The 24,553-nt window shown below is 57.7% G+C and carries 18 protein-coding genes and 1 pseudogene; 11 read left to right on the top strand and 8 right to left on the bottom strand.

Features of this window, described 5'->3' with window-relative positions:
• Position 1 precedes the first annotated feature (1 nt).
• Both K3M67_RS06125 and K3M67_RS06120 read right to left on the bottom strand, forming a co-directional pair.
• Entirely contained in the window at positions 2-247 is a 246-nt protein-coding gene (locus tag K3M67_RS06125) for a tautomerase family protein (RefSeq protein WP_285832623.1), read from the bottom strand.
• A 3-nt stretch (positions 248-250) separates the two neighbouring features.
• A complete protein-coding gene (locus tag K3M67_RS06120) occupies positions 251-739 on the bottom strand; it encodes a (R)-mandelonitrile lyase (RefSeq protein WP_353051168.1) in 489 nt (162 codons plus the stop codon).
• Between the two features lie 139 nt (positions 740-878).
• On the opposite strand from K3M67_RS06120, the gene K3M67_RS06115 reads away from it, so the two are divergent.
• Both K3M67_RS06115 and K3M67_RS06110 read left to right on the top strand, forming a co-directional pair.
• Entirely contained in the window at positions 879-1,793 is a 915-nt protein-coding gene (locus tag K3M67_RS06115; RefSeq protein WP_285832622.1) for a LysR family transcriptional regulator, read from the top strand.
• Positions 1,794-2,499: 706 nt separating this feature from the next.
• Positions 2,500-4,812, top strand: a complete 2,313-nt coding sequence (locus K3M67_RS06110; protein WP_285832621.1) for a TonB-dependent receptor — start codon at positions 2,500-2,502, stop codon at positions 4,810-4,812.
• Between the two features lie 343 nt (positions 4,813-5,155).
• Here the strand turns inward: K3M67_RS06110 and K3M67_RS06105 are convergent, their stop codons facing one another.
• Both K3M67_RS06105 and K3M67_RS06100 read right to left on the bottom strand, forming a co-directional pair.
• Complete coding sequence (locus K3M67_RS06105; protein WP_285832620.1) at positions 5,156-6,409, bottom strand: acetyl-CoA C-acetyltransferase; 1,254 nt, start codon at positions 6,407-6,409, stop codon at positions 5,156-5,158.
• A 142-nt stretch (positions 6,410-6,551) separates the two neighbouring features.
• Positions 6,552-7,309 (bottom strand): annotated as a pseudogene (locus K3M67_RS06100) (IS5 family transposase).
• A gap of 210 nt (positions 7,310-7,519) precedes the next feature.
• Between K3M67_RS06100 and K3M67_RS06095 the strand changes: the two are divergent.
• Entirely contained in the window at positions 7,520-8,773 is a 1,254-nt protein-coding gene (locus tag K3M67_RS06095) for a cytochrome P450 (RefSeq protein WP_285832619.1), read from the top strand.
• Positions 8,774-8,883: 110 nt separating this feature from the next.
• On the opposite strand, the gene K3M67_RS06090 is transcribed toward K3M67_RS06095, so the two are convergent.
• Entirely contained in the window at positions 8,884-9,813 is a 930-nt protein-coding gene (locus K3M67_RS06090; RefSeq protein WP_285832618.1) for a LysR family transcriptional regulator, read from the bottom strand.
• Positions 9,814-9,939: 126 nt separating this feature from the next.
• Here K3M67_RS06090 and K3M67_RS06085 point away from each other — a divergent pair, with 126 nt between their 5' ends.
• Genes K3M67_RS06085 through K3M67_RS06075 form a run of 3 tightly spaced genes read left to right on the top strand, consistent with a single transcriptional unit; the run spans position 9,940 to position 12,176 of the window.
• Entirely contained in the window at positions 9,940-11,166 is a 1,227-nt protein-coding gene (locus K3M67_RS06085) for a cytochrome P450 (protein WP_285832617.1), read from the top strand.
• The gene (locus K3M67_RS06080; protein ID WP_353051167.1) at positions 11,159-11,338 is read left to right on the top strand and encodes a rubredoxin; all 180 of its coding nucleotides are present in this window, start codon (positions 11,159-11,161) and stop codon (positions 11,336-11,338) included. The genes K3M67_RS06085 and K3M67_RS06080 overlap by 8 nt, the downstream gene beginning before the upstream one ends.
• A gap of 25 nt (positions 11,339-11,363) precedes the next feature.
• Positions 11,364-12,176 (top strand): ferredoxin--NADP reductase, encoded by an 813-nt coding sequence (locus tag K3M67_RS06075; protein WP_285832616.1) that lies wholly within the window; start codon positions 11,364-11,366, stop codon positions 12,174-12,176.
• A gap of 23 nt (positions 12,177-12,199) precedes the next feature.
• Here the strand turns inward: K3M67_RS06075 and K3M67_RS06070 are convergent, their stop codons facing one another.
• Together K3M67_RS06070 and K3M67_RS06065 are read right to left on the bottom strand one after the other, a co-directional pair.
• Positions 12,200-14,326: a molybdopterin-containing oxidoreductase family protein gene (locus K3M67_RS06070; RefSeq protein WP_285832615.1), complete on the bottom strand. Its 2,127-nt coding sequence runs from the start codon at positions 14,324-14,326 to the stop codon at positions 12,200-12,202.
• Positions 14,327-14,420: 94 nt separating this feature from the next.
• A complete protein-coding gene (locus K3M67_RS06065) occupies positions 14,421-15,821 on the bottom strand; it encodes an aldehyde dehydrogenase family protein (protein WP_285832614.1) in 1,401 nt (466 codons plus the stop codon).
• A gap of 351 nt (positions 15,822-16,172) precedes the next feature.
• On the opposite strand from K3M67_RS06065, the gene K3M67_RS06060 reads away from it, so the two are divergent.
• The 5 genes from K3M67_RS06060 (at position 16,173) to K3M67_RS06040 (ending at position 23,592) form a co-directional block, all read left to right on the top strand.
• Positions 16,173-17,411 carry a cytochrome P450 gene (locus K3M67_RS06060; RefSeq protein WP_285832613.1) on the top strand — a complete coding sequence of 413 codons (1,239 nt, stop codon included), beginning with the start codon at positions 16,173-16,175 and terminating at the stop codon, positions 17,409-17,411.
• Between the two features lie 129 nt (positions 17,412-17,540).
• Complete coding sequence (locus tag K3M67_RS06055) at positions 17,541-18,134, top strand: TetR/AcrR family transcriptional regulator (protein ID WP_285832612.1); 594 nt, start codon at positions 17,541-17,543, stop codon at positions 18,132-18,134.
• Between the two features lie 32 nt (positions 18,135-18,166).
• Positions 18,167-19,258: an alcohol dehydrogenase catalytic domain-containing protein gene (locus K3M67_RS06050; RefSeq protein ID WP_285832611.1), complete on the top strand. Its 1,092-nt coding sequence runs from the start codon at positions 18,167-18,169 to the stop codon at positions 19,256-19,258.
• Between the two features lie 99 nt (positions 19,259-19,357).
• Positions 19,358-21,811, top strand: coding sequence for a TonB-dependent receptor (locus tag K3M67_RS06045; RefSeq protein WP_285832610.1), 2,454 nt, complete (start codon positions 19,358-19,360; stop codon positions 21,809-21,811).
• 260 nt (positions 21,812-22,071) lie between these two features.
• A complete protein-coding gene (locus K3M67_RS06040) occupies positions 22,072-23,592 on the top strand; it encodes an acyl-CoA synthetase (RefSeq protein WP_285832609.1) in 1,521 nt (506 codons plus the stop codon).
• A gap of 66 nt (positions 23,593-23,658) precedes the next feature.
• On the opposite strand, the gene sucD is transcribed toward K3M67_RS06040, so the two are convergent.
• Positions 23,659-24,540, bottom strand: a complete 882-nt coding sequence (gene sucD, locus K3M67_RS06035; protein WP_285832608.1) for a succinate--CoA ligase subunit alpha — start codon at positions 24,538-24,540, stop codon at positions 23,659-23,661.
• Positions 24,541-24,553: the final 13 nt, after the last annotated feature.

The following is a 24,553-nucleotide window of genomic DNA, read 5'->3' as shown; positions in this document are numbered from 1 at the left end:
TTCAAATTGCTGGTTTCGGGCCCGGGCCGTAGCCCGGTGACTTGGTGAGCATGCTCCATTTTGCCTGGATATCGGGCTCATAGACCTGGGCGCTCCAGTCTTCGGGCTGCACTTCCTCGAAACCGACCGACACCGCCTCATCGCCACAGTTCAGGATGCGGCTCATTTCGCGAACGATGACGTCGGTCAGCTCGCCTTTCCGCGCTTCGGAATTACCAGGCCAGAGTTTTACGATGACATGCGGCATGTCTCAGTCTTCGCCCAGTGGTGCATGATATTGCTCGTCGGTAACCTTCTCCATCCAGACGACATTTTTTCCGTCGACCGAATCCTGGATAGCGATGTGAGTCATACCATCATGCGGCGTGGCTCCATGCCAGTGCTTGTGATCAGCCGGGCACCACAAGATGTCGCCCGCGTGGAACTCCAGCTTGGGTCCGCCCTCGATCTGGGTCCAGCCAACCCCCTCCGTCACGATCAGTGTCTGGCCAGCGGGATGTGTGTGCCAAGCGGTACGCGCGCCCGGCTCGAAATGAACGATCGCGCCGCCCACGCGTGATGGTTTGGGGCGCTGAAACTGGCCAGTAATGGTGACCTTGCCGGTGAAATATTCGGCGGGTCCGTCGACGGTCGCCAGATCCGCCTTGCGGGTGATATCCATGGTCGTTGTTCCTTTCTGCGCGGCGGCGCCGCCTGGGGTCGAAATGAGAGCGGCAGCTGCGATTGCGACCTTGATCATGATGAGTGGGTTCCAATTCGAGATTGCCCGATCGAGCGATGGGGGCAACATTCATTTACTCGCTTCGAGCGATCTGGATTAGCGCTCTCGCACGCAATGAACTGATGAGCATAGCTCAACACCATGCTAGGGTGACTCTATGCAATTGAGTCGAAGCGACATCGCCGATTTTCTTTATTTCCTCGCTATCGCCAGGCACTCCAACTTTCGGCGCGCGGCGCTGGAGATGGGCGTTACGACCTCGGCCCTCAGCCATGCCATCACCGCGCTGGAAGCACGACGCGGGGTCCGATTATTGAACAGAACCACGAGAAGCGTCACGCTTACCGCCGCAGGAGAAGAGCTTCGGACGTCGATCGAGGGCCCCTTACAGACCGTCGCCGAGGCGGCAGAGAACCTCAACAGATATCGCGATGCACCGACGGGGCGAGTCAGGATCAACGTGCTCGAGGATGCGGTTCCCCTTTTGCTCGACCCTGTCATGCCGACTTTTGTCGAACGCTATCCCGACGTCGAGGTCGATATCAGCGTCAGCAATCGCCTGATTGATGTCATCGCCGGCGGATTCGACGCCGGTATCCGCTATGGCGGCACAGTCCCTGAAGACATGATCGCGCAGCGACTCTCGCCGGATGTGCGGTGGGTCGCAGCCGCGTCGCCCGTCTATCTCGCACGCTATGGCATGCCTGCAACTCCGCATGATTTGCGGGACCATCGCTGCGTGCGCATCCGACTCGGTAATGATCAGATGTACGAGTGGGAGTTTGAGCAAGGTGACGAGTCTATCGCTATCGCCACGCCAGGACCGCTAACCGTGGATGAAAGCCATGCGGCCGTCGGCTTCGGGCTTAGCGGCGTAGGCATAATATATGGCGCCGAACCGTTGCTTCGGCCTCATCTGGATCGTGGCAGCCTGCAAATTGTTCTGAGCGACTGGGCCTCGATGGGAGGCGGGTTCCACGCCTATTATTCGGGCCGTCGGCAGGTTCCGACGGCCTTGCGTCTCCTCATTGATCTCATCAAGGAGCTACGTCCGCTCGAAAGTGATGACTAAGGGCAAGTCGCGATTCCCGCAGCTGGTGGCCCAAAGACGGGGTGGCTCATAGGGGCAGCATTCGCGTTATCGACCTGGTCGCCTTTTGTTATCCTTCCTGTAGTGACGCGAGGAAGTACCGGGGCGCCAGCTTTTCAATGATCGGCTGTTTGGAGATCGCCAGGCCTTTGCAACGTGGTGCCAGCGCTGATCGGCATGTGCGGCCTGAATCGAGGGAATACGAGCAACCGGTTTGCTCGCGTGTCAGATCGACGCGCGAGTTCGTCAACCGCTCAACGCGCAAAACCTGTACGCCGTCAGCGAGGAACGATTGGAACCAGGTGCCGGCCGACAGCGAGAGGCCGTATCGGCTCACCCGTTGGGGTGATTGCCCCGCTTGACCGACCAGGCCCACCGCCCTACCTATTTACTGACCAGTTGACTGAATCGTCGGCGGTGGTGGGGAACCGCAACTTGGGGGGTGTCGAGGAGATGGGCCGATTGAACGACCACGTGTGCAGGTCGCGCCCTCGATTTTCGTTGTGAATCTGATCCGCGAGGGGCGACCGGCGGTCATCCATCCCACCAAGTAAATGATCAAAGCCGCCTTTCCTTGGAAGGGCCGCCGGAGCGGGACCCCACAGGCCGAGGACAGATATTACGGTGAAATGAAAAGACGACGCGATGGGGATCAACTGGGATGAGATCAACGACACAGGAGGGGCATATGAAACTTTCAACGATCTGCATAACACTCGCCGGAACTTGCCTGAGCACAACCGCTTGGGCGCAATCCACCGGCGGTGACGGCCAAGCTGTCGATACTGGCGTTGAAGATATTGTCGTTACTGCCCAGCGCCGCGAGGAACGCTTGCAGGATGTTCCCGTCGCGGTGACCGCATTATCCGCGGGCGCACTCGAAAAGAAGGGAATCCTGGCAACCGCGGATCTCGGTCAAGCGGTCCCTGGATTGCTCCTTGCAAAGTCGAATGTCTCGGTCACGCCGTTTATGCGCGGAATTGGTAACTCCAACGTCTCCCCTGGCAGCGATCCGGCAATTTCCACTTATGTCGATGGCGTTCTGCAGCAGGTTCCGACGGGACTCATTTTCGGCCTGAACAACATCGAGCGGATCGAAGTGCTAAAGGGCCCGCAGGGCACGCTCTTTGGAAGAAATGCGACCGGCGGGGCGATCCAAATCATCACGCGCGACCCCACAAATCACCCGCGCGCCGACTTTTCCGTGAGCTATGCAAACTTCGATACCCTTCGCACGACCGGCTACATTGCCGGCGGTGCGGGGATCGTCGCAGCTGATGTCGCGGTTCTGTACAGCCGACAGACCGAGGGCTGGGGCCGAAACTATTTTACACCGGATCAAGCCGGGAGCGTGCTCGTGAACGGCCGTCCTGTCGCGACGGCGCCCGTACCGAGCGATGTCGGCACGGCAAAGGAATTCGCAATCCGGTCCAAGATCATCGTTCGACCTGACGACAATCTGACGATAAAGCTGGTAGGTAACTACTCATACGTCAATAGCGACCAGGGATTCTACCTTGACCATTTATATGGCGACAAGGCCTTGATCACCCAGCCAGGAATCACGGAACCATACACAAAGACCACTGGCTTTTACGACGTCAATCAGAATTTTCAATCGGTCGTTCGCAGTCGTCAACTCTCATTTAGCGCGGAGGTAGCGTACGAGACGAACTTCGCTACTTTACGATCCATCAGCGCCTATACCGACAGTAAGAATAACAGTCGCTTTCAATCCGCGGCCCAGCCTATGGTCGAGCCCACACCTCAAAATGCGGTTTCATCTGTCCCCAATGAGAGCTTCACGCAGGAATTACAGCTCCTGTCCAAGGCTGGGAGCCCGTTCGACTGGATTGTGGGTGCATATTATCTGAACTGGAAGACGGGGTACCTTCCTTTGCTTTTTGTACGAGGCAACGAGATAGATTACGGCGTGCAGCGGCAAGCCCCGATAAGGGCCATCTCCTATTCCGTATATGGCCAAGGAACCGTGAATCTTGGAGCCAAAACGCGCATCACCGCCGGCTTGCGCTATAATTTCGATGAATCGATCGCAAGTCAGGTGTTCACCGGCCAGTCGCTGACGACCCTGCCGTCCCCGGCTGCCGTAAACGTCTATGGTGTGCAGTCCAATGTCGTGCCGGAACAGCGCGCACATTTCCGCAGTCCCTCTTATCGGATCGCCATAGATCATCATTTCAATGATGACGTGATGATCTATGCAAGTTTCAACCGTGGGTATAAGAGCGGCACCTACAATGGCGGCTCCCTATGTACCGCCACGGTTGTCGGCTTGTGCCCCGCCGCGAACATTGCACCGCCGGTAGAACCTGAAATACTGAAGGCTTACGAGGCTGGCTTTAAGTCTGACCTCTTTGACCGGAAACTTCGGTTGAATGCATCTGGTTTTTACTATGACTATTCTAATCTTCAGGTCCAGACAATCACGGGGACACCACCAGTATCCCTCCTCCAAAATGCCGCCCAAGCGAGGATGTACGGTGTTGATGTCGATTTCGAAGCCCGCCCAATTCCATTCCTGACTTTGAGTGGCGGCTTCGAATGGCTACACGCAGAATATGGCGACTTTATCAACGCCTCGACCTCCACCCCGCGAACTACTTCGCCTTACGGAGGGGCGACGCTGATCATCCCCAATGCAAAAGGCAACCGGCTGATCCGGGCGCCTAAATTCACTGGGAACATTGCAGCCAATCTGTCAGTGCCCGCCGGCCCAGGCACGGTCCGAGCCAATATAAGCTATTATCACAATAGCGGTTTCTTTTGGGAGGTTGCCAATCGTCTGCGTCAGGAGTCCTATGGCATCTTAAATGGGGACATCGGATACGACTTCGAGAATGGAGTTTCCTTCCGCCTGTGGGGCAGGAACCTTGGGAGCACGAAATATTATAGCTATGTGACCGCGAGCAGCTATGGTGATCGGGCGGCCCCAGCTGCACCGCGAACGTTTGGAATCACTTTGCAGTGGTCTTACAAATAGTCCTGTTTACGCACGGCCAGCTAGGCTTTTGGGAGGCCATTGATTTGCATTGGATGGCGCGTAGGCGACGTATGTCAGCTACGCGCCATTTTAAAGAGAATGCACGCTGGCTGGCGCGCCAATGGGCGAGCGATCTGCCCTTGCCGGAGCGAAACATTCAGCACCGCTCTTTGGCGTCACAGATCGCAAATGGCACCCAATTAGGCCGCAGAAGCGGTATGGAACAAAGCCTTCATTGCGAGAGCTGATAGCACCACGCAATCATCGGCGGAAATGCGGCGCCAGGGCGTGGGCCGCCATTCCAGACAAGACCGGCCCCGGCTTTCCGCTCGATTTGTACCTATCAGACCCGTTCGATGATGATCGCAGGAGCCATCCCACCGGCAGCGCACATCGTGACGAGTCCGCGGCGCAGATCACGACGTTCCAGTTCATCGAGAACGGTGCCGATCAGGATCGCTCCAGTCGCACCAATAGGGTGCCCCAGGGCGCACGCGCCGCCGTTCACGTTGACCTTGTCACGATCCAGCTTGAGATCGCGAACGAACTTCTCGGCCACGACGGCGAAAGCCTCATTGATCTCGAACAGGTCAATATCATCGACCGTAAGCCCCGCCTTGGCGAGCACTTTTCTTGCTGCGGGAACGGGTGCGTTGAGCATGAGCGTGGGACAATCACCGATATTCGCATAGGCAACGATCTTGGCTCGGGGCTTGAGGCCATTGCTTTGCGCGAACTCGGGCGAAGCAAGGAGGATAGCAGCGGCGCCATCGACCACACCGGACGAATTGCCGGCGTGATGGATAGCCTCGAACGCGAGCCCGGGATATTTACTTTGGATGATCTGACGATAAGTCTGTCCGTCCGGTCCTGCGACGCGGTCGGCCCATTCTTGGAAGCTCGGCTTGAGCGCGGCGAGCCCTTCGGCGGTCGTTTGCGGCCGTGGAAACTCATCGCGCGCCAGCGCAACAGAGCCATCTTCATTGTAAACCGTGACCAAACTCTTGTCGAAACGGCCTTCACGGATGGCAATGTCCGCGCGCTTTTGGCTTTCCAGACCAACGGCGTCGGCATCCTCGCGCGTAATGCCTTCGATCGCGGCGATCGCATCGGCGCAAACGCCCTGCTGAGCCTGGGGCCGCAGGGCCTGTAGTGCCGCGTTGCCCGCGCTCATACCCAGTCGCGGAATCCCCTTCTCCGCCTCGATCGCCCCGATTTCAAGGTGGTAGGACATCATCTCCACGCCACCCGCGATCAGGCAATCTTCCATCCCCGACATGATCGACGCTGAGGCGAGCGCGGTAGACGTAATCCCGGCTCCGCAGAACCGGTCAAGCGTGACTCCGCTCACCGTATCGGGCAAGCCGGCGAAAAGTGCCGACATTCGGGCGATGTCACTGCCCTGCTTCCACTTCTGGATTGCAGTCCCGAAGATGACGTCGTCGATCTTTGCTGGATCGACAGGGTTGCGCGCGACCAATTCCTTGAGGACAGTTGCACCCAACACCTGAGGGTGGAGGTGCGAAAGTGCCCCCTTACCGGGTTTTCCAATTCCGCGAGGCGTACGAACGGCGTCAATGATGAGGGCTTCAGGCATAGCTTTCGTTCCGGTTCTGTCTTTACTAAGGCAGCGTTTAAGTCAGCCGGCCAAAAAGGGCAACCATCTAGTCGGTTGAACACGCTTCGCGCTGCAACCTATCATCCTCGCGAGAATGTCGAGCACTAGGGCCGAGACTCAATCACAGCCAGAACGCGAGGGCTGTGACGAGCGCCACGCCTGACAGGAAGTTGGCAGCCAGCTTGTCGTAACGGGTGGCGACGCGGCGGAAGTCCTTGATGCGGCAGAAGACGTTCTCGATGAGGTGGCGCCCTCGGTAACGCTGCTGATCATAGCGGATGGCCCGCTTTCGGTTGCGCCTGCCGGGTATGACGGGGCTGGTGCCGTTCTCGCGCAGGGTTTTGCGCAAGCTGTTGGCATCGTAGCCTTTGTCGCCAAGCAGGTAGCGCATGTGGCCCGCACGTTCGAGCAGCGCCGGTGCAGCCCTCACGTCGCTGACATTACCGGCGGTCAGCATCAGCGCGTAGGGGCGACCCAGCACATCGGTCAGGGCATGGACCTTGGTTGTCCAGCCGCCGCGAGAACGGCCGATCGCCTGCGTCTGGCGCCCCCTTTTCCGCCAAACGCCGAGCGCTGGGCTTTGATGTAGGTGCTGTCGATCGCGGTGCTCTTCGTGACTGCGCCTGCTTCCGCCAAGGCATCGAGCATCTTCGTCCACACCCCCCGCCGCGACCAGCGATTGAAGCGGTTGTAGATCGTCGTGGAGGGCCCGTAATCCGCCGGGCAGTCGCACCAGCGGCAGCCGGACTTGAGCACATGCAGGATGCCCGAGATCACCCGGCGATCGTCGACCCGCCGCGCTCCAGGCTGGTTCTTCGGCAGGTGGGGTTCGATCGCCTGCCACGCAGCATCCGATAACCAGAACAACGAGCGCGACATCGAGCAGAGCCTCCATCCACCTTGGAGACCCTTTGAATCAAGCTACGCGCGCATTTTCAAGAGGCTGATTGGGTTTCGACCCTAGCTATTTCCAGCGCTTTTTACGCCTTCACATAGCCAAAATAAGATTGCCTTCAGGGTTGACTCGGTCACCGTCCGCACCGAAAATAACCAACCAGTCAGATCGAGATTTGTCGGTGGAGAGTATCGGTGCCTGAAGAAGTAATAACCCAGAGTTCGGTGACGTTTGCCGATCCTACCGTCCAGCGCTGCCCCTTTGACGCATATGCCCAATTGCGTGAAACAGGACCAGTCTATAAAGATCCCAAGACGGGATATTATGTCGTTCTCGGCTACGATCTTCTTCGAGAAGTCCTGATGGACACGGATCGTTTTTCGAGCAATGTGGGGATCATACAGGTTCGCCCTGGCGAGCTCGGCAGGAAAATGCAGGCGATACAAAAGGAGTTCGGCGTTCCGGCGGTTCCGGTTCTGCTCACCACCGATCCGCCGGAACATACATTCTATCGTTCGCTGGTCGGGCAGGCGTTTTCCCCGAACCGCGTCAAGAAGCTCGAGGAGTTCCTGACGAAGACAGTTTCAGAGCATATCGATAGCGTGACCGTTCGTAGTCCGATCGAATTCGTCAGCGAAATTTGCGTCATGATCCCCGTTTTTGTCCTCCTCGAGCTGCTGGGGGTAGATCGCTCCTACGCTCAACAGATCAAGACATGGTCGGACACCGCCGCGGCCACCGGCGATCCGACCCTCCCGGAAGAGAGAATTCTTGAGTTGACCCGCATTGCTTGCGACTATCAGCGGTTCATTGCAGAGCAGACTGACCGGTACCGGAGCGAGCCAAACGACAGCCTGTTGAGCGCCATCACGAACGCAGATGTCAATGGCCGGCAGCTTACCCGGAACGAGCTTGTCGCCCTGTCACGTCAGATCATGACCGCAGGTCATGAAACCACCACGAACACGATGGCTTCCGGAATGCTGTGGCTGATCGAGCGCCCTGAACTCCAGGACCAATTGCGCGCTGATCCGTCGCTTATGACGACATTCATTGAAGAGCTCTTGCGACTTGAGTCACCCTTGCAAGCCCAATTCCGCAAGACCATGGATGATGTTGTTCTGGGCGGGGTTCCCATCCCCAAGGGAGCGGTGTTGGACGTGCGGTTTGGCGCGGGCAACTGCGACCCTGAGCAGTTCCCGAATCCTCGCGAGCTGGATTTAAAGCGGGGTAATCTGCGGACCCACTTGGCTTTTGGTGCGGGCCCTCACTTCTGTATCGGCAACCAGCTGGCGCGGGCGGAACTCCGCATCGCTTTCACTCACCTCCTTAGCCGCCTGAAAAACTTTAGATTTGCCGATGTCGAAGAGCCTGTCAAACGGGTCCAGCATTACTTTATTCACGGCGTGAAGGAGCTTCATCTGGCATATGATCTCATCGATCAATAAAGCGGAGGTAGGGTGTCCATACAGGGTTCCCCACCTGTCACCTGCCAGAGGGAAGACTTATCCGGTACCAGTGTTGTCGCCTTTCGATGCCACCGGTAGCCGTCTCTCTTTCAAGCCGGATTTCCCGGTATCGCCTCACCGAGCTTTTGCTGAGCAAACTCCCAAAACTCACCGGCCACGCGCTTGCTCGCTGGAAGTGGTTCGATCACGCACAAGTCCGAACGGAAAGGATCGTTTTTGATTCTCCAGATCCCATAGCCGGAAATTTTATTTAGATAATCTGCAAAGCTGTTCGACGTGATTGCTCCGATGCCCTGGCTCATCGCAAAATTCTGCAGGGCCAGGGGACTATTGTCCGGCATTTCATGTAACACGATCCCGGATTGACGCAGCTTTTCATAGACCGGGCCGCATAATTCAGGATGAAGCCCAGCGGGCATCGCTGCAAATTCGCGTCCGCTCAGTTCCGGCAAACCGACTAGAGTTCCTTCGCGATATCCCCACTCTTTCGGCATGAAAAGTGCCGCATATTGGGTCTTGACGGGGACTGAAGCAGACACATGCATTGCCTTGGGGAATGGCGAATGCATGAACGCAATGTCCAGTCTTCCTGTCGCAAGACTTTCCAGAATCTCCGGCGCCGTAAGCAAATGAATTCGCGCGGTTACGTCAGGGAATCGTCGCTGGAATGCTTCTATTAGCTGGTCGCGTTCGACTACGCCCGAAGCCGAAGGCAAGCAGCCGATTTCGATCGTCGTTTGATGGGACGTGGCTCGAATCGCATGGACGGCCGCGGTGAGGCGGTCGGCCGCGTTCAGGAATACCCTCGCGGCTTCCACGAATTGGGTGCCCTCTGCAGTCAACGAAATCCGTCGTCGCGAACGATCGAACAGGTCGAACCCAAGTTCACGTTCGTAGTCGCGCAGCCGGGTCGACAGCCAAGGCTGCGCGACATTGAGAGCCTCAGCAGCCCGGCTAACCGACTGTAGCTCACCGATCTTCAAACATTGTCTGAGAACCTTGCTATCGGTGATGTGCATTTTTCGCGGCCTCTCCCGTTCGTCAACCTATAAGGAAATTCATATATGATGTCCAATGTTCGTTATGGATGCCCGCCAAGCCATCCCCTAGCCTCTCGCCTTGACAAGCAAAAAAGGAAGTTTGTGATGGCAGAGGATTTGACGCTTACCGCCGACGCCGTTTTGCGGAACCCGTTTCCTGCATATAAATGGCTTCGCGACGAGGCTCCCGTTTACAAGGATCCTGTTTCCGGGGTCTACGTGATCACCCGTTATGATGACATTGAGGCGATCGCGGGCGACCCTGAAACCTTTTCAAGCAGCGCCCAGATGCAGGTCGACGGGGCTTTCCTGGCGGATGACGAAGCTGGACGGATTTTGCGTGAGCATGCCGCCCCTCATGTTGACACACTGCAATCTGCGGATCCGCCGGCGCACACCAAGTACCGGTCCATCGTTCAAGGTGCATTTCATCCTCGCCGGATCAACAAAATGAGCGAGTACATGAATGCGATTTGCGCGGAATTGATCGAGAAGTTTGAAAATAACGGAAAGTGTGAGATATTAGCTGATCTGGCAATTCCTCTTCCGATGTACATTATTAGTGACCAACTTGGCGTGCCCCGCCAAGATTATAAGATGTTTAAAAGATGGTCGGATTCACGGGTGCTGCTCAGCGACCTGCGGCTACCCATCGACGTCCGCGTCGATTGCGCCAAGGCCACCCTGGAAATGCAGGCTTATCTCAAGAATGTGGCTGCGCAATATCGACAGAATCCCGGCGATAATATTCTCACTGATATCGTTAACAGTGAAATCGACGGGCGCTTACTGAACGATGAGGAAATGCTCGGTATCGCCACGCAACTTATAGTGGCAGGTAATGAAACCACGACAAATACGATAGCCTTGGGCTTGCGTTTGATGTGTGATCAGGGCCTTGAACAGGAACTTCGTGAGGATTTCTCGAAAATCCCTGTTTTTGTCGAGGAGGTTCTTCGGCTCACTTCGGTTCTACAGGGCCTTTATCGCAAGGCCACTCGAGAGGTGGCAATACGCGGGGTCACTATTCCTGAGGGTGCAACTGTGATGCTGCGTTGGGCAGCGGCGAACCGTGACGAACGAAAATTTGCCGACCCCGATGTCCTGCGTCTCGACAGGAAAAACGCCAATCAGCACCTGACATTTGGCAGCGGGATTCACTATTGTCTCGGGAACGCACTTGCGCGCAGCGAACTCAAGATCGTCTTTACCAACCTCTTGTCACGCCTTAAAAATTTCCGCGTCGCAGCAGAGCCTGACAGCGAGCGTTGGATTGTTCATGCCTTTGCCAGCGGGATGAGCAGACTGGTCATGGAATTCGATCATGTCTGATCCGACGGAATCCTGGATGTGCGGTGTTTGCGGGTTCGAATATCAGGAAAGCGAGGGATGGGCCGATTCCGACATACCCCCGCACACCAGATGGGTCGATGTTCCCGACGATTGGCGTTGTCCACAATGCGGCGCGGAAAAGGACAAGTTCGAACCGAACGAGTCAGAGTAAAATCTAGAGCAAACGAGACTCGCCCATGTATCAATCTGCCGAAATTATCACGAACTATGCGCCGACTTCTAGCCTCTCTGTCGAGGAGGTTAGGGCAGTTCGGCATTGGAACGATCGCCTTTTCAGCTTCACCATCACACGCCCGCCAAGCTTCCGTTTCAGATCTGGCGAGTTCGTCATGGTCGGTCTTTCAGAAGAGGATCGCCCCTTGCTGCGTGCTTACTCGATCGCGAGTCCCGCATGGGCCGAAGAACTGGAGTTCCTGTCGATTAAGATCGATGATGGCCCATTGACATCGAGGCTTCAAAATATTGGGCCCGGCGATTCCCTCTACTTGGGTCGAAAGCCGACGGGAACTCTCGTAGCGGATGCGCTGCGTCCGGGAAAGCGGCTATTTCTGTTCGGCTCGGGAACCGGGCTGGCGCCGTTCATGTCGCTAGTCCGCGATCCTGACATCTATGATCGGTTTGAACAGATAGTCCTGGTTCATTGCGTACGGAATATTAGCGACCTCGCCTACCGGGCAGACTTGGAAAATCGCCTGCTCGACGACCCCTTGGTGCACGGGCAAGCGAACGTCCAACTCCATTATGTCCCGACCGTTACGAGGGAGGCATTCCACACCATGGGACGAATCGGTACCCTTGTCGAAAAAGGCGTGCTGTTTGATTTGATCCCCGGAGCAAGATCACTTGATCCCGCTCTGGATCGCATCATGCTTTGCGGGAGCATGGCAATGATCCGGGACCTCTCTCAGATGCTACTATCGCAAGGTTTTGAGGAGGGATCGAACGCCAGGCCAGCCGATTTCGTTATTGAACGGGCGTTTGTTGGGTAACGCTCTGAGCGACGGAAGCATTCCTATGCCATTCGCTCCAGTGTAACGGGAATGGCGTCAAGGATACTGGCGCCCGAAACCTGCTCGATTTGCTCGGGCCGGTCGGGCACCAGGAGATTGATGTTGACCATGGTTTCATCGTCCAGGTGCCCCCATCCATGGGGGTAGGAGAGCGTACCGCGGATCATCTCGTCGGAACATTCGACGAGAACCTCCACCGATCCAGTTCGCGATGATAGACGGACGCGGTCTCCGGTGGAGAGACCGCGTTCCGCCGCGTCTTCCGGATGAACGAGCAGGGTCGGCGTCTGGGATCGAACAAGCTTATCGACGCGGTGCATCCAACTGTTCAGAGACTTCAGGTGCCGCCTTCCGATGAGCTTCAGGCCAGCGTCGTATTTATGGTTGCGCAGCCGCTCCATCTCTTGCGCGATCTCCGCGTTCCACAACCGGATGAAGCCATCGCGATGTGCGATTTTTTTCCGCCAATTCTCCTGGACCGCGGTGTCGTCCAGAAGGATTCCGTGGGGATGCTTCTTGAGCGCCGAGATGGAGAGGCCTCGCTTCGTCAGCCCGAAACGGTCACCGGCCGGACCGGTGCGAAGCGCCAGATCGAACAAGGCCATGGGATCGACGTTGACGCCTAGCCAGCCCATCATCCTCAAAATGCGACTGGGATAAGGGGCGCTTATGCCCATCCGGGCTGCTATGTCGCGGTAGATCTCATGTTCTTCCCTGGCCTCGCCCTGAGGGCGGACAAGAGCCGGCGTATATTGCGCATATGCGCGTACCATGTGACTGAAGCCCAGCATGGGAATATCTTCGCGTTCGATGAAGGTCGTCGTCGGGAGAATATAATGAGCAAAGCGATTGGTTTCGTTGACAAACAGGTCGAGCGAGAAAAACAGTTCGAGGTCACGCACGGCCTCAACCAGCCGAGGGGCAGCCGGCGCTGAAAGCACGGGGTTGCCGGCCGTGACCATCAAGGCCCGTACGCGCCCCCTGCCCTTTTCCAGAATGTCGTCTGGCAGCGCGATGCAGGGAAGGAAACCCGCCGCGCCCGGGAGGTCGCCGATACGCGATCGGGGAATGCCGGTCGTCGGCGCCCTCCCCCCGGAGAGCGGATTGAAGCCGAACATCACCCCACCCCGGCGCCCGAGCTTGCCGCACGCGATGTTGAGCGCGTCAATCAAGAGATTGGTGATCGTACCGAAGGTCGTGCGGCAGATGCCGACGCGGCTGTAGATCGCCGCCCGTTCCGTCCGGCCGAAGGCGAGCGCCATTTCGGTGATCTTCAACGCGTCAATGCCGCATATCGCCGCCGCCCGCTCGACATTGAAATCGCCCAGCGCTTCAGTCAGGGAATCCCAGCCTTTGACATAGTGGGCCAAAAAATCTGTGTCGGCCAGCCCCGCCTCAAGGATCAGGCGGAGCATCGCGGCCAGGAGCCAGGCGTCAGTACCGGCTTTGACGGGCACATGCTCGAAAACGCGGGCGGTCTCGGTGCGCCGCGGATCGATGACGACGACCTTTCCGCGGCTGGAGATTTCGTTAAGGTGATGCCGCATTCTAGGGGCCGTCAGCAGACCGCCATGGGAAATCAGCGGATTGGACCCAAGGATGATGAGGAAGTCCGTTGCTTCAAGGTCTGGGATCGGCGACAGGAAATCGGACCCGAAAACCCATCGGCTCGCGACATGGCGCGGTGCCGTGTCCTGAGAGCAGGGCGAGTAACGCTTGCCGCTTCCCAGCGCGCCTGTGAAATTTTCCGCAGCGAGCCATCCCCTGGCCGAAAAGACAGCGGGATTGCCCACGTAGGACGCAAACGCATCGCCGCCCCCTTCGGTGATGATCGCGCGAAGACGCCGGGCTATATCATCCAGCGCCTCGTCCCAGCTCACCGGGCTAAACTCTCCCGGCTTTCCCGTCCGCTTGAGTGGCTTGGTAACCCGGGATTCACTATAGGTGATGTCCATGATCGCGGGCGCTTTGACGCACATATGACCCTGCGACGAGGGATTTTCGGGATCGGGCTTGACGGAAACCACTCGCCCATCCTTCACTTGGCCGATGAGGCCGCAGAATGCCTCGCACAATCTACAGAATGTCGGATGATTACCATCCTCGCCTGGCAGGAGGGGATGAGGCACGATTCATTCTCCTTCGCTGTCGTCCCTTGTCCGGGCAGATCTGTTAGAAAGTACGGTCTCCTGGAACGAATACCGGGCCGCACGCCCCAGGATCTCAGAGGGCGACGTTGATGATCTTGCCCTGCGTGAGTTCCTTCAGGCCCTCTATCCCGTTCTCGCGGCCAATGCCCGACTGCTTGGTTCCGCCGAACGGGAGGTCGAAGGAAAGGTCCAGATGCTTATTGACCCAGACCACGCCACTGTCGACACGGCGCGCGACATCGATGCCCCGTTCGGGATCGGCCGTCCACACGGTGCCGGCAAGCCCGAATTCGCTGTCGTTGACCCGCTCCAGCACTTCGTCGATGCTGTCATAGGCAAGCACCGGAACCACAGGTCCGAACTGCTCTTCCCGAACCAGTCGGGCATGATCAGGAAGATTACGGATGATCGTCGGCGCGACGAAATAGCCTTCCCTATCCAAGGCTCTCCCCCCGGCTACGACTGTCCCCTCTCGCGCCGCGTCGTCGATCAGGCCAAGGACACGCGAATATTGCTGCGTATTCTGAAGCGGCCCCATCTGCGTGCCCTGCTTGAGCCCGTCGTCGACGATCACGCCGACTGCAAGGTGCCCCAGGGCCTCGCAAAGGGAATCATACATGGCGCGGGGTGCATAAATGCGCTTGGTGGCAACGCACACCTGACCGGCATTGACCATCGCCGCAGCAAAGACCTTCGCAGCCGCGTCTTCGACATCCATGTCGTCCAGAATGATCGCCGCGTCGTTGCCTCCCAACTCAAGGGTAAGACGCTTGAGCGTTGGCGCGGCGCTCTCCATCACGCGCTTGCCGGTGCCTGTGGAGCCGGTGAAGCTGATTTTTGCGACGTCAGGATGGGAACTCAGCCGCTGGCCCAGGTCGTTCGCATCGACAATGATGTTGAGGACGCCGGGCGGCAGCACGTCCGCCGCAATGCCGCCGAAGAACAGGACTGTCAAAGGAGTTGAGGGGGCAGGCTTGGCGACCACGGTATTGCCCACGCACAAAGCCGATGCGATCTTGGACATGGTGATCATCAACGGATAGTTCCAGGGGGCAATTGCGGCGACGACGCCGAGCGGACGGCGCTGCTCATAGACCCTGTCACTCTCGGTTTCCCTTATGCATGTCATGGGAAGATCGAGCGAGGCGTAATAGCGCAGCAGCATGGCCGCGCCCTGGACCTCCATCGTCGCCTCGGCGAGCGGCTTGCCCTGCTCTCTCGTCAGCAGATGCGCCATGTCGCTTGCATGGCGCTCGATCCCCTCGGCGAGTCGAATGAGATAGGCGCCTCGTTCAATGCTATGCAGCCCAGCCCAGGCAGAGCCGGCGCGCTTGGCGGCCGCGACAGCTTGGTCGACTTGATGCGCGTCGGCCCGCGCGCAAGTCGCGAAAACCTTGCCTGTCGCGGGATTGATGACATCGAGGGTCGCCGAGCCATTCACTCTCATGCCGTCGATCAGCAAATCATAGCCCATCCATTCGCTCCTGACGATTGTTCTCATTGTTCCACAGACGTCATGACCCGGCTCCATCAGTTCCGCGGACTCGGTCCTGGTGACATCTCTTCCCCTGCTATCAACTCTGTCTTTCGCCGTTTGACGACAGGTGTACGATAAATCCTGCATGAAAGTTGAGCTGTCAAGCCTGACCCGACCATATGGTGGAGCTTGAACGATAGCCGGCGGGGCCTATCGAGCGGCTTAAGGACTTCCATTTCAACCATATGTTTGACTGACTTGCATGGCGAACGGGATGAGGTTATCGAACAGGTGTCGGATTCGTGTAAACAGGCCTGTCAGAACGGCCATATCCGGGGAGAGAGATAAATGAACCAAAGCGTTCTGCCCGATTTTGCTGATCCCGCTGTTCAGGCGAATCCGTTCGAAGCTTATGAAAAACTGCGCGACGCGCATCCCGTATACAAAGACCCAACCACCGGCTTCTACGTGGTGCTTGATTACGATCTCTTGCGCGAAGTCGCTGGTGATTCGTTGACCTATTCCAGCGATACCGGCGTGCTTCAGGTCAGATCCGGAGAAATTGGGGAAGAGATCAGGCGCATTCAAGCCGATCACGGCATCCATCTGGAGCCAGCTCTGCTCGTCACCGACCCTCCCCGGCATACATTTCATCGCAGGTTCGTGGAGAAAGCCTTCTCCCCCTCGCGTGTACGAAAGCTCGAAGGCTATCTGACGGAGGTGGTCGCCGATCTTGCGACGAGCCTGGCGGACCAGCCCAGCGTGGAGTTCGTATCCCAATTCGCTGTCATGGTTCCAGTATTCGTTGTCGCCGACTTAATCGGCGCTAGCAGGGACATGGTGCAGGATATCAAGCGCTGGTCCGATGCTTCGGCGGCCGGCGTCGACCCCAGTCTGGACCAGAATACAATCCTCGATGCTGTGACGGAGGCTTGCCAGCTCCAGCAGTTCATTCTCGAGCAAGCCCGGCGCTTCCGGATCGAGCCGGCCGACAATTTGCTGAGCGATGTGGCAAATGCCGAGGTCAACGGCTTGAGGCTCAGCGACCCCGAACTTGTCTCCCTGATGGAGCAGATATTCGTTGCCGGGCATGAGACGACAACGAACACGATGGCGCACGCAATGCTCCGCCTGATTCAGACGCCGGGCCTTGAAGGCCAACTCCGGGAGGAGCCCGGCCTGATCAGTTCTTATATCGAGGAGGTATTGCGGCTCGATTCGCCCCTTCAGGGCATGTTCCGGATGACGACCAAGGACGTGACGCTGAGTGGTGTGCCCATTCCCGCGCGTTCCGTGGTTGTCCTGCGCTGGGGGGCGGGCAATCGGGACGCAAAGCGCTTCGCCTTCCCCGCCGAGGTTGATCTCCATCGTCCCAATATCAGAAACCATCTGGCTTTCGGCACCGGCATCCACTTTTGCATCGGCAACCAGCTTGGACGTGCCGAGTTGCGGATCGCCTTCGAGCAACTTCTGCGCAAATATTGCAATTTTCGCCTGGCGAACGGACCGTCCTCCGCATCGCGGGCGGAACATTATTTTATCTACCGATTGCAAAAGCTCGAAATTGCCTTCGACGCGGTGGCGTGACCGATATGACAGCACTGGATCCTGCCTCTCGCCGGCGAAAGGCTGCGGCCTTTGCCCGACTGAGGCGTCCTGCGACTGCAATGCAAGCGGCTTCCAAATCACCGAAGGCCAAATCGCCAAAGGATTACCATGAAGATTTCTGACACCTTGTTCGCCGATGCGGATGATCAAGACGTCCGCGTGAAGCGGACACTTGCCAACCTGAAGCAAAGTGTTCTGGCGTTCGCCGCCGAACATGACATCGGCAAGGCATCGGTAGCGGAGATCGCGCGGCGTGCAGGGATCAGCCGCTCCACTTTCTACCAATATGCCCAGTCGCCCGTCGATTTGCTGACCAGGATATTGTGCGTCGAACTCGATACCGCCCGCATCAACAAATTGCGGGAAATCGAGAAGAACCCTGACCGATTCCACGATGTACGCCGTGCGGGCATGAGCGAGGTGATCGAGCATGTTCTTCGCTACGAGCGGGTATACAAAAATGGGCAAGCATCCTCGCGTCTAGCCCTGCGCATCGTTGCCGAACATATCGAGCAGTCGACTCTCTGGTTGATCCGCATGGGTGTCCTGAACCTGCAGTTCGAGAACGAAGCGATCATCCCGATCTATGCCGCCTTCCGCGGCCATGGCGTGGCCGCCGCCATCGAAGCCTGGCTGCGTACTCCCGCTCCACGCAATGTCGATCTGCTCCTCGATACCATCGAGATCGACTTCGCAATCTAAAAGAAGGCCATAACTCAAGAGGTTAAAAGTCAATGAAAGCAGCGGTTGTCAACGCCCTTACCGGCCGTTTCGCCATCGAGGAAGTCGAGATAGACGAGCCGATCGGTCATGAAGTGCTCGTGGACGTCAGAGCCTCCGGACTGTGCCACTCGGACCTACATCTCGCCAATCATGACTTCGGTGTCCCACTTCCCGCTGTGTTGGGACACGAAGTGGCCGGCGTTGTGCGAGCCGTAGGACCGTTGGTGACAGAGTTCGGGGTCGGCGATCATGTTGTGGGATCGTTGGTCCAGTTCTGCGGGGTTTGCGATACCTGCCGGAGCGGGCAGACATTTCGCTGCGGTCATCCCGAAGCGACTTTGCGCGACCCGGCCGACGCGCCGCGCCTCAGCCGAAATGGCTCTCCCTTGACGCAAGCTTTCGGGATGGGCGGGTTCGCCGAAAAGGTGCTCATCCATGAGCATCAACTGGCCGCAATTCCCAGTGAACTCCCCTTCCCCCAGGCCGCTATCCTCGGCTGCGGATGCATAACCGGCGCGGGCGCTGTCATTAACAGCGCCCGCGTTCGTCCAGGTGACACGGTCGCAATCATAGGGGTTGGCGGCGTGGGACTCAATGCCATCACAGGCGCGCGTCTGTCGGGCGCACGGGTGATCATCGCGATCGACATCCACCCCTCCAAGGAAGCGCTTTCGCGCAAGTTCGGCGCCACGCATTTCATCGATGGCGCCACGCCGGATTTAATGGACTCAATATCCGACATCGTTCCCGGCGGCGTAGACCATGCCTTCGAGATGGTCGGACAAGCGGACACCACGCTCCAGGCGGTCCGCATTTCCCGGGTTGGCGGTTCGGTCTACCTGATCGGCGCGCATAGGCCCGGCAGCACCGTGAACATCGATGTCTTAACCGACATCATCGGTCCCCAACGCACGATCAAAGGCGTATTCATGGGAGGGGCGAACATCAAGCGCGATATACCCGCCTACGCCGATCTCTACCTGCAAGGCCGGTTCAACCTGGATGACCTTGTGTCCCAGACCATCTCCCTGGATGAGATCAACGACGCTTATGAATTGATAGAAAGCGGTGCCATTGCGCGATCCGTAATAACGAATTTCTAGAACACATTTACTACAGAGTACCTATTCCTAGCATATCAACATTAATTGCCTGCAATCTATAGATAAAATATCACTTGATTTGGAGAGTGGAGGTCTGAAATGGATAAAAGAATAAGATATACATTGTCATGCGCAGCTGTTCTCTCCGTCACGACCGGTATCTCACCGGCCCTTGCAGCCGAACAGGCACCGAACGCCGCGAGCCAAGCGGTCGACGAAATCATCGTCACCGCCCAGAAGCGATCGGAAAATATCAATAAGGTTCCGATGTCGATTACGGCCGCGACCGGCGATCAACTTCAAGCAGCCGGAATATCGAGCACGGCTGAGCTCGGAAAGATCGTTCCCAGTTTCTCGGTGTCGCAGAATTTCACCGGCGCGCCGGTCTACACTCTTCGGGGCATCGGATTCTTCGATGGTGCGATGGGCGCACGGCCAACAATTGGAATTTACCAGGACCAGGTCGAATTGCCGTTCGCGATCATGGCGCGCGGCATCGCATTCGATCTTGAACGAGTGGAGGTGTTGAAAGGGCCGCAGGGGACACTGTTTGGCCAAAACGCCACTGGAGGCCTTGTCAACTACATTGCCGCCAAGCCGACCGATCAACTGCAATGGGGCGGTCATATGACCTTCGGACGTTTCGCGCAGGGCGAGGCCGAAGCCTATGTCGGCGGTCCGTTATCCGATACGCTGCGCATTCGCCTGGCGGGGCGCCATCAGTTCGGCGGGGACTGGCAGAAGAGCACCTCGCGGGACGATGAGATTGGGGAGACGAACCGGACAAGTCTGCGTTTGATTACGGACTGGAATCCGGCGCCAGGATTTAAGGTAGAACTCAATCTTAACGGCTGGAACGACAGGTCCGAAGCGCAAATGGCGCAGATCGTAGCTGTTGTGCCCCGGATTCCCGACGGGGCGCCCCTGTTCCCCCTTCTGAGCGCATTGACGCCGACATCGAGGAACAACCGCTTAGCGGATTGGACACCGATCCCGTCCCAGTTTTCTACCACCCCAAGCGCACCCGCTTCGCCGCGTCACGACTACCGAGCCGATCTGCGATTCCGCCAAGCGTCTCTTCGGCTGGATTTCGATGTAGGGGCCAACACTACCCTTACATCTCTCACGGCGTATACCAGGCTGCGGGGGAGCTCCACGATCGATCCCGACGGCACCGTTCTTCGCAACACCGACGCGGACGTGATGGTTTTCCAGGAAAATATATCTCAGGAGATGCGCCTTAGCGGCAAATTGGCAAATCGCCTATCTTATATCCTTGGCGGATCTTACGCATGGTATCGCGCCGATGAAAGGCAGATTAGCACGTTTCCCTACGGCACCGCTGCCAGCATCACTCTGCCGTTCATAGGGGCTGGCTATGAAGGAAACGGCCTTTTCTATAATGCCCGGTATCGGACGATCTCCGCATTCGCGAATATTGACTATGAGCTGACCGACACCCTGACGGCGCATGCCGGCATCCGCTATTCCCGGACGAAAGCGCATGACGAAGGCTGCAGCTATGACATTCCAGGAGGCAACGGCGCCGCAGGTTTCGGAGCGCTCAATTCCTACCTGCGCGGCCTGGTCCTGGGCCTCGGTCCGGTCACGATCCCGCCGGGCGGCTGCATCAACGTCAATGCGCTGTTCGAACCCGGGATTGCCCGAAATAGTTTCAAGGAGAAGGGAGTGCCATTCCGCGTCGGTCTCGACTGGGAGGTAACACCCAATACGTTGCTATACGCAAATATCAGCCGAGGCTTCAAGGGCGGCAGCTTCCCTGTCATAAATTCATCGACGATGCTCCAGACCGAGGCGGCAAAACAGGAAGAATTGCTTGCTTATGAAGGTGGCTTCAAGACCGGGTTGTTCAACCGATCATTGCAGCTGAACGGTGCTGTGTTTTATTATGATTATAAGGACAAGCAGATTACTGGTTATTTCCAAGATCCCATTTACGGAGCGCTTCAGAAGACGCTAAATATTCCGAAATCGCACGTTCTTGGAGCTGAACTACAAATGAATTGGCGCCCGACCGAGCGTATGGTGATCAACGGCGGAGTCACCTATCTCAAAACGAGAATCGATGAGTGTTCCAACCCTCTCCAGGGAGCCACTGTAGGCTGTTTGCCGGACGGATTCTATAATTTCGACAGCTTTGGGCAGGTTGTGCGACTGACGGGAGACGTGTTTCCCAATGCCCCTCAATGGTCAGGGGTCGTCGACGCTCTCTACACACTTCCTCTATCGGACCGGCTGGAGGTCTTTTGGGGCGGTACCGTCAACGCACGCTCCTCTACGCCATCGCAATTGGGCTCCCGGCCAGCACTGGGAACCAACGATCCAAACAGAATATACCGGATTGATGGCTACGCGACTTTGGATCTGCGCCTAGGCATTCAAGCGCCATCGGGGCAGTGGCGCGTTGACATTTGGGGACGAAATGTCACCAATAAATATTACCGGCAGTCCATCCAAGCGGCAAATGACACTGTTGTCGCCTGGACCGGTCTGCCCGCAACCTATGGCCTGACGCTTTCGATTCGGCAGTAGATAGAGAGATATAGCCGGTTGATCCGGCGATCAGGGACTTCCTCGCCGACGGTTTCGCACCTGCCGGCGAATCTTTTCGAACTTGCTGTGGGACATGTCAAGACCTGTGATCGCGAACACTTTAAAGGTTCAACTCTTAGGATGAACATGGGAAGCATCAATATTGACGTCAACCACATTATTCCACTTCAGGATCAGGCATCTAATCCGATACTGTCGGATTTTGCCGGCAACAGCCAAATTCACCGGAGTTGTTTTCAATGCATCCCAGTTGCCATGCCGAGACTCGACCTGATGCGATTGCCGTCAGGTTTGAACCTTCTGGCAGATCGCTGACCTATCGCGACCTGGACAGCAGGTCGGCCCAGCTTGCGCATTTTTTTCGTAGCCTCGGGCTGGGAAAAGGGGATGTCGTTGCATTGCTGCTTGAAAATGAACCCGCTCTTTTCGAACTGACATGGGCAGCGCAACGCATCGGCGTTTATTATGTCTGCGTACCAACACGCCTCACATCGTCAGAGATCACCTATATGCTCGCGGACAGCGGCGCCGTCCTGCTGTTCGCATCTTCGTCCCTTTGCGAAGTGGCGGTATCCGCCATCACCCCCCTTCCCTCCTTAGCATTATGGTCGACGGGGCCGAATGCTCATGGCGTTCCTCCTTACATGCCCAAACTTGATGACATGCCTGAAGGCCGGCCTGCGAACGAATGCGCGGGCTCGGACCTACTCTATTCGTCAGGTACGACGGGCAGGCCAAAGGGGGTCAAGCCCCCTCTTGATTATGCCTCGATATTTGCACCGACACGTCATAGCGAACTCGGCGGCAGTTTGTATGGAATGAACGAAGCCACCGTTTTCCTCAGTCCCGCGCCACTTTACCATGCAGCGCCACTGCGTTGGTGCATGGGGGTTATGCGAATTGGTGGAACCTGCATTGCGATGGAGCATTTCGACGCCGAATTGGCGCTTGGCTTGATCGATCGGCATCGCGTCACCCATGCACAATGGGTTCCGACCCATTTCGTCCGGCTATTGCGTCTGCCAGAAGCGACGAGGTCGCGCTACGCGCACGATTCCCTGCGTGCGGTATTTCATGCGGCAGCTCCCTGCCCGGTCGAGATAAAGCGGCAAATGCTCGACTGGTGGGGACCCATCATACACGAATATTATTCGGGCACGGAGGCGTTCGGCATGACAGCGATCAGCCCGGAAGAGTGGCTGGCGAAACCGGGGAGCGTCGGCAGGAGCATCCTCGGGGAGATTCGGATTTGCGATGAAAATGACAATCCCCTGCCGTCGGGATCCGAGGGCGTCGTTTATTTCGAAGGCGGACCAGCCACGGTGTATCACAATGCGCCCGAAAAGGACGCGGAAGTTACCAACACCCACGGCTGGCGGACCTACGGTGACGTCGGTTGGACCGATGAAGAGGGCTTTCTTTACCTGACCGATCGCCGCAGCTTCATGATCGTCACGGGTGGCGTGAATGTCTATCCGCAGGAGACGGAAAACGTTCTGGCCACCCACCCTAGCGTGGCGGACGTGGCGGTCATAGGGGTGCCGAACACTGATCTGGGCGAGGAGGTCAAGGCAGTTGTGCTGCCGGTCGATCCTGCGATAGCAACATCGGAGTTTGCCGAAGAGTTGATCGCGTGGACGCGCGAACGTATCAGCCCCATCAAGGCACCGCGATCCGTTGATTTTGTAACCGAAATGCCTCGCCAACCGACGGGTAAGCTGCACAAACGTCTGCTGCGGGATCGATATCTGCAACAGTGATCAGCGAGCGGTACGGATACCCTCCCCTCGCTGGCAGTGCCACAAAGATGGATTCGGTGTTGCGACTTATTTCAGCAACTCGACGAGCGTTTCGCCGAGCAGCGAGGGGGAAGGCGAGACACGGATGCCGGCTTCTTCCATCGCCGCGATCTTGCCCTCGGCACCTCCCTGGCCGCCCGAGACGATCGCACCGGCGTGCCCCATACGACGTCCCGGCGGGGCCGTGCGCCCGGCAATGAAGCCGGCCATCGGCTTCTTGCGCCCGCGCTTGGCCTCGTCCTTCAGGAACTGGGCGGCTTCTTCCTCGGCGGAGCCGCCGATTTCGCCGATCATGATGATCGACTTGGTGGCATCGTCCGCCAGGAACAGTTCCAGCACATCGATGAAATTGGTGCCGTTCACTGGATCGCCACCGATGCCGACCGCAGTGGTCTGACCGAGGCCGGCGTTGGTCGTCTGGAACACCGCCTCATAAGTGAGCGTGCCCGAACGGCTGACGACGCCGACGGAACCGTTGGAGAAGATGTTGCCGGGCATGATGCCGATCTTGCATTCGCCGGGCGTCAGCACGCCGGGGCAGTTCGGTCCGATCAGACGCGACTTCGAGCCTTGCAGAGCGCGTTTCACGCGAACCATGTCGAGCACCGGGATCCCTTCGGTGATGCAGATGATAAGCTGGATCTCGGCGTCGATCGCCTCGAGGATAGCATCTGCGGCACCCGCCGGCGGGACATAGATACAGGAAGCCGTCGCGCCTGTTGTAGCCTTGGCTTCATGCACAGTGTTGAACTGGGGCAGGCCCAGATGGTCGCTGCCGCCCTTGCCGGGAGTGACACCTGCAACCATCTGCGTGCCATAATCGAGCGCGGCCTGCGTATGAAAGCTGCCGGTCGCGCCAGTCATCCCCTGGGTGATGACCTTGGTGCTTTTATCGACGAGAATGGACATTAGATTAGCCTTG

The sequence above is a fragment of the Sphingobium sp. V4 genome (assembly GCF_029590555.1).
In the GTDB taxonomy this organism is placed as follows: domain Bacteria; phylum Pseudomonadota; class Alphaproteobacteria; order Sphingomonadales; family Sphingomonadaceae; genus Sphingobium.
The sequence above is the reverse complement of the archived record's forward strand: the minus strand, read 5'-3'. Positions and strand labels throughout refer to the sequence as shown.

What these genes read in the sequence shown, in the direction of transcription:
- K3M67_RS06125 (WP_285832623.1), bottom strand. Translation starts at nt 247, where the DNA reads ATGCCGCATGTCATCGTAAAACTCTGGCCTGGTAATTCCGAAGCGCGG.
- K3M67_RS06120 (WP_353051168.1), bottom strand. Translation starts at nt 739, where the DNA reads ATGATCAAGGTCGCAATCGCAGCTGCCGCTCTCATTTCGACCCCAGGC.
- K3M67_RS06115 (WP_285832622.1), top strand. Translation starts at nt 879, where the DNA reads ATGCAATTGAGTCGAAGCGACATCGCCGATTTTCTTTATTTCCTCGCT.
- K3M67_RS06110 (WP_285832621.1), top strand. Translation starts at nt 2,500, where the DNA reads ATGAAACTTTCAACGATCTGCATAACACTCGCCGGAACTTGCCTGAGC.
- K3M67_RS06105 (WP_285832620.1), bottom strand. Translation starts at nt 6,409, where the DNA reads ATGCCTGAAGCCCTCATCATTGACGCCGTTCGTACGCCTCGCGGAATT.
- K3M67_RS06090 (WP_285832618.1), bottom strand. Translation starts at nt 9,813, where the DNA reads ATGCACATCACCGATAGCAAGGTTCTCAGACAATGTTTGAAGATCGGT.
- K3M67_RS06085 (WP_285832617.1), top strand. Translation starts at nt 9,940, where the DNA reads ATGGCAGAGGATTTGACGCTTACCGCCGACGCCGTTTTGCGGAACCCG.
- K3M67_RS06080 (WP_353051167.1), top strand. Translation starts at nt 11,159, where the DNA reads ATGTCTGATCCGACGGAATCCTGGATGTGCGGTGTTTGCGGGTTCGAA.
- K3M67_RS06075 (WP_285832616.1), top strand. Translation starts at nt 11,364, where the DNA reads ATGTATCAATCTGCCGAAATTATCACGAACTATGCGCCGACTTCTAGC.
- K3M67_RS06065 (WP_285832614.1), bottom strand. Translation starts at nt 15,821, where the DNA reads ATGGGCTATGATTTGCTGATCGACGGCATGAGAGTGAATGGCTCGGCG.
- K3M67_RS06060 (WP_285832613.1), top strand. Translation starts at nt 16,173, where the DNA reads ATGAACCAAAGCGTTCTGCCCGATTTTGCTGATCCCGCTGTTCAGGCG.
- K3M67_RS06055 (WP_285832612.1), top strand. Translation starts at nt 17,541, where the DNA reads ATGAAGATTTCTGACACCTTGTTCGCCGATGCGGATGATCAAGACGTC.
- K3M67_RS06050 (WP_285832611.1), top strand. Translation starts at nt 18,167, where the DNA reads ATGAAAGCAGCGGTTGTCAACGCCCTTACCGGCCGTTTCGCCATCGAG.
- K3M67_RS06045 (WP_285832610.1), top strand. Translation starts at nt 19,358, where the DNA reads ATGGATAAAAGAATAAGATATACATTGTCATGCGCAGCTGTTCTCTCC.
- K3M67_RS06040 (WP_285832609.1), top strand. Translation starts at nt 22,072, where the DNA reads ATGCATCCCAGTTGCCATGCCGAGACTCGACCTGATGCGATTGCCGTC.
- sucD (WP_285832608.1), bottom strand. Translation starts at nt 24,540, where the DNA reads ATGTCCATTCTCGTCGATAAAAGCACCAAGGTCATCACCCAGGGGATG.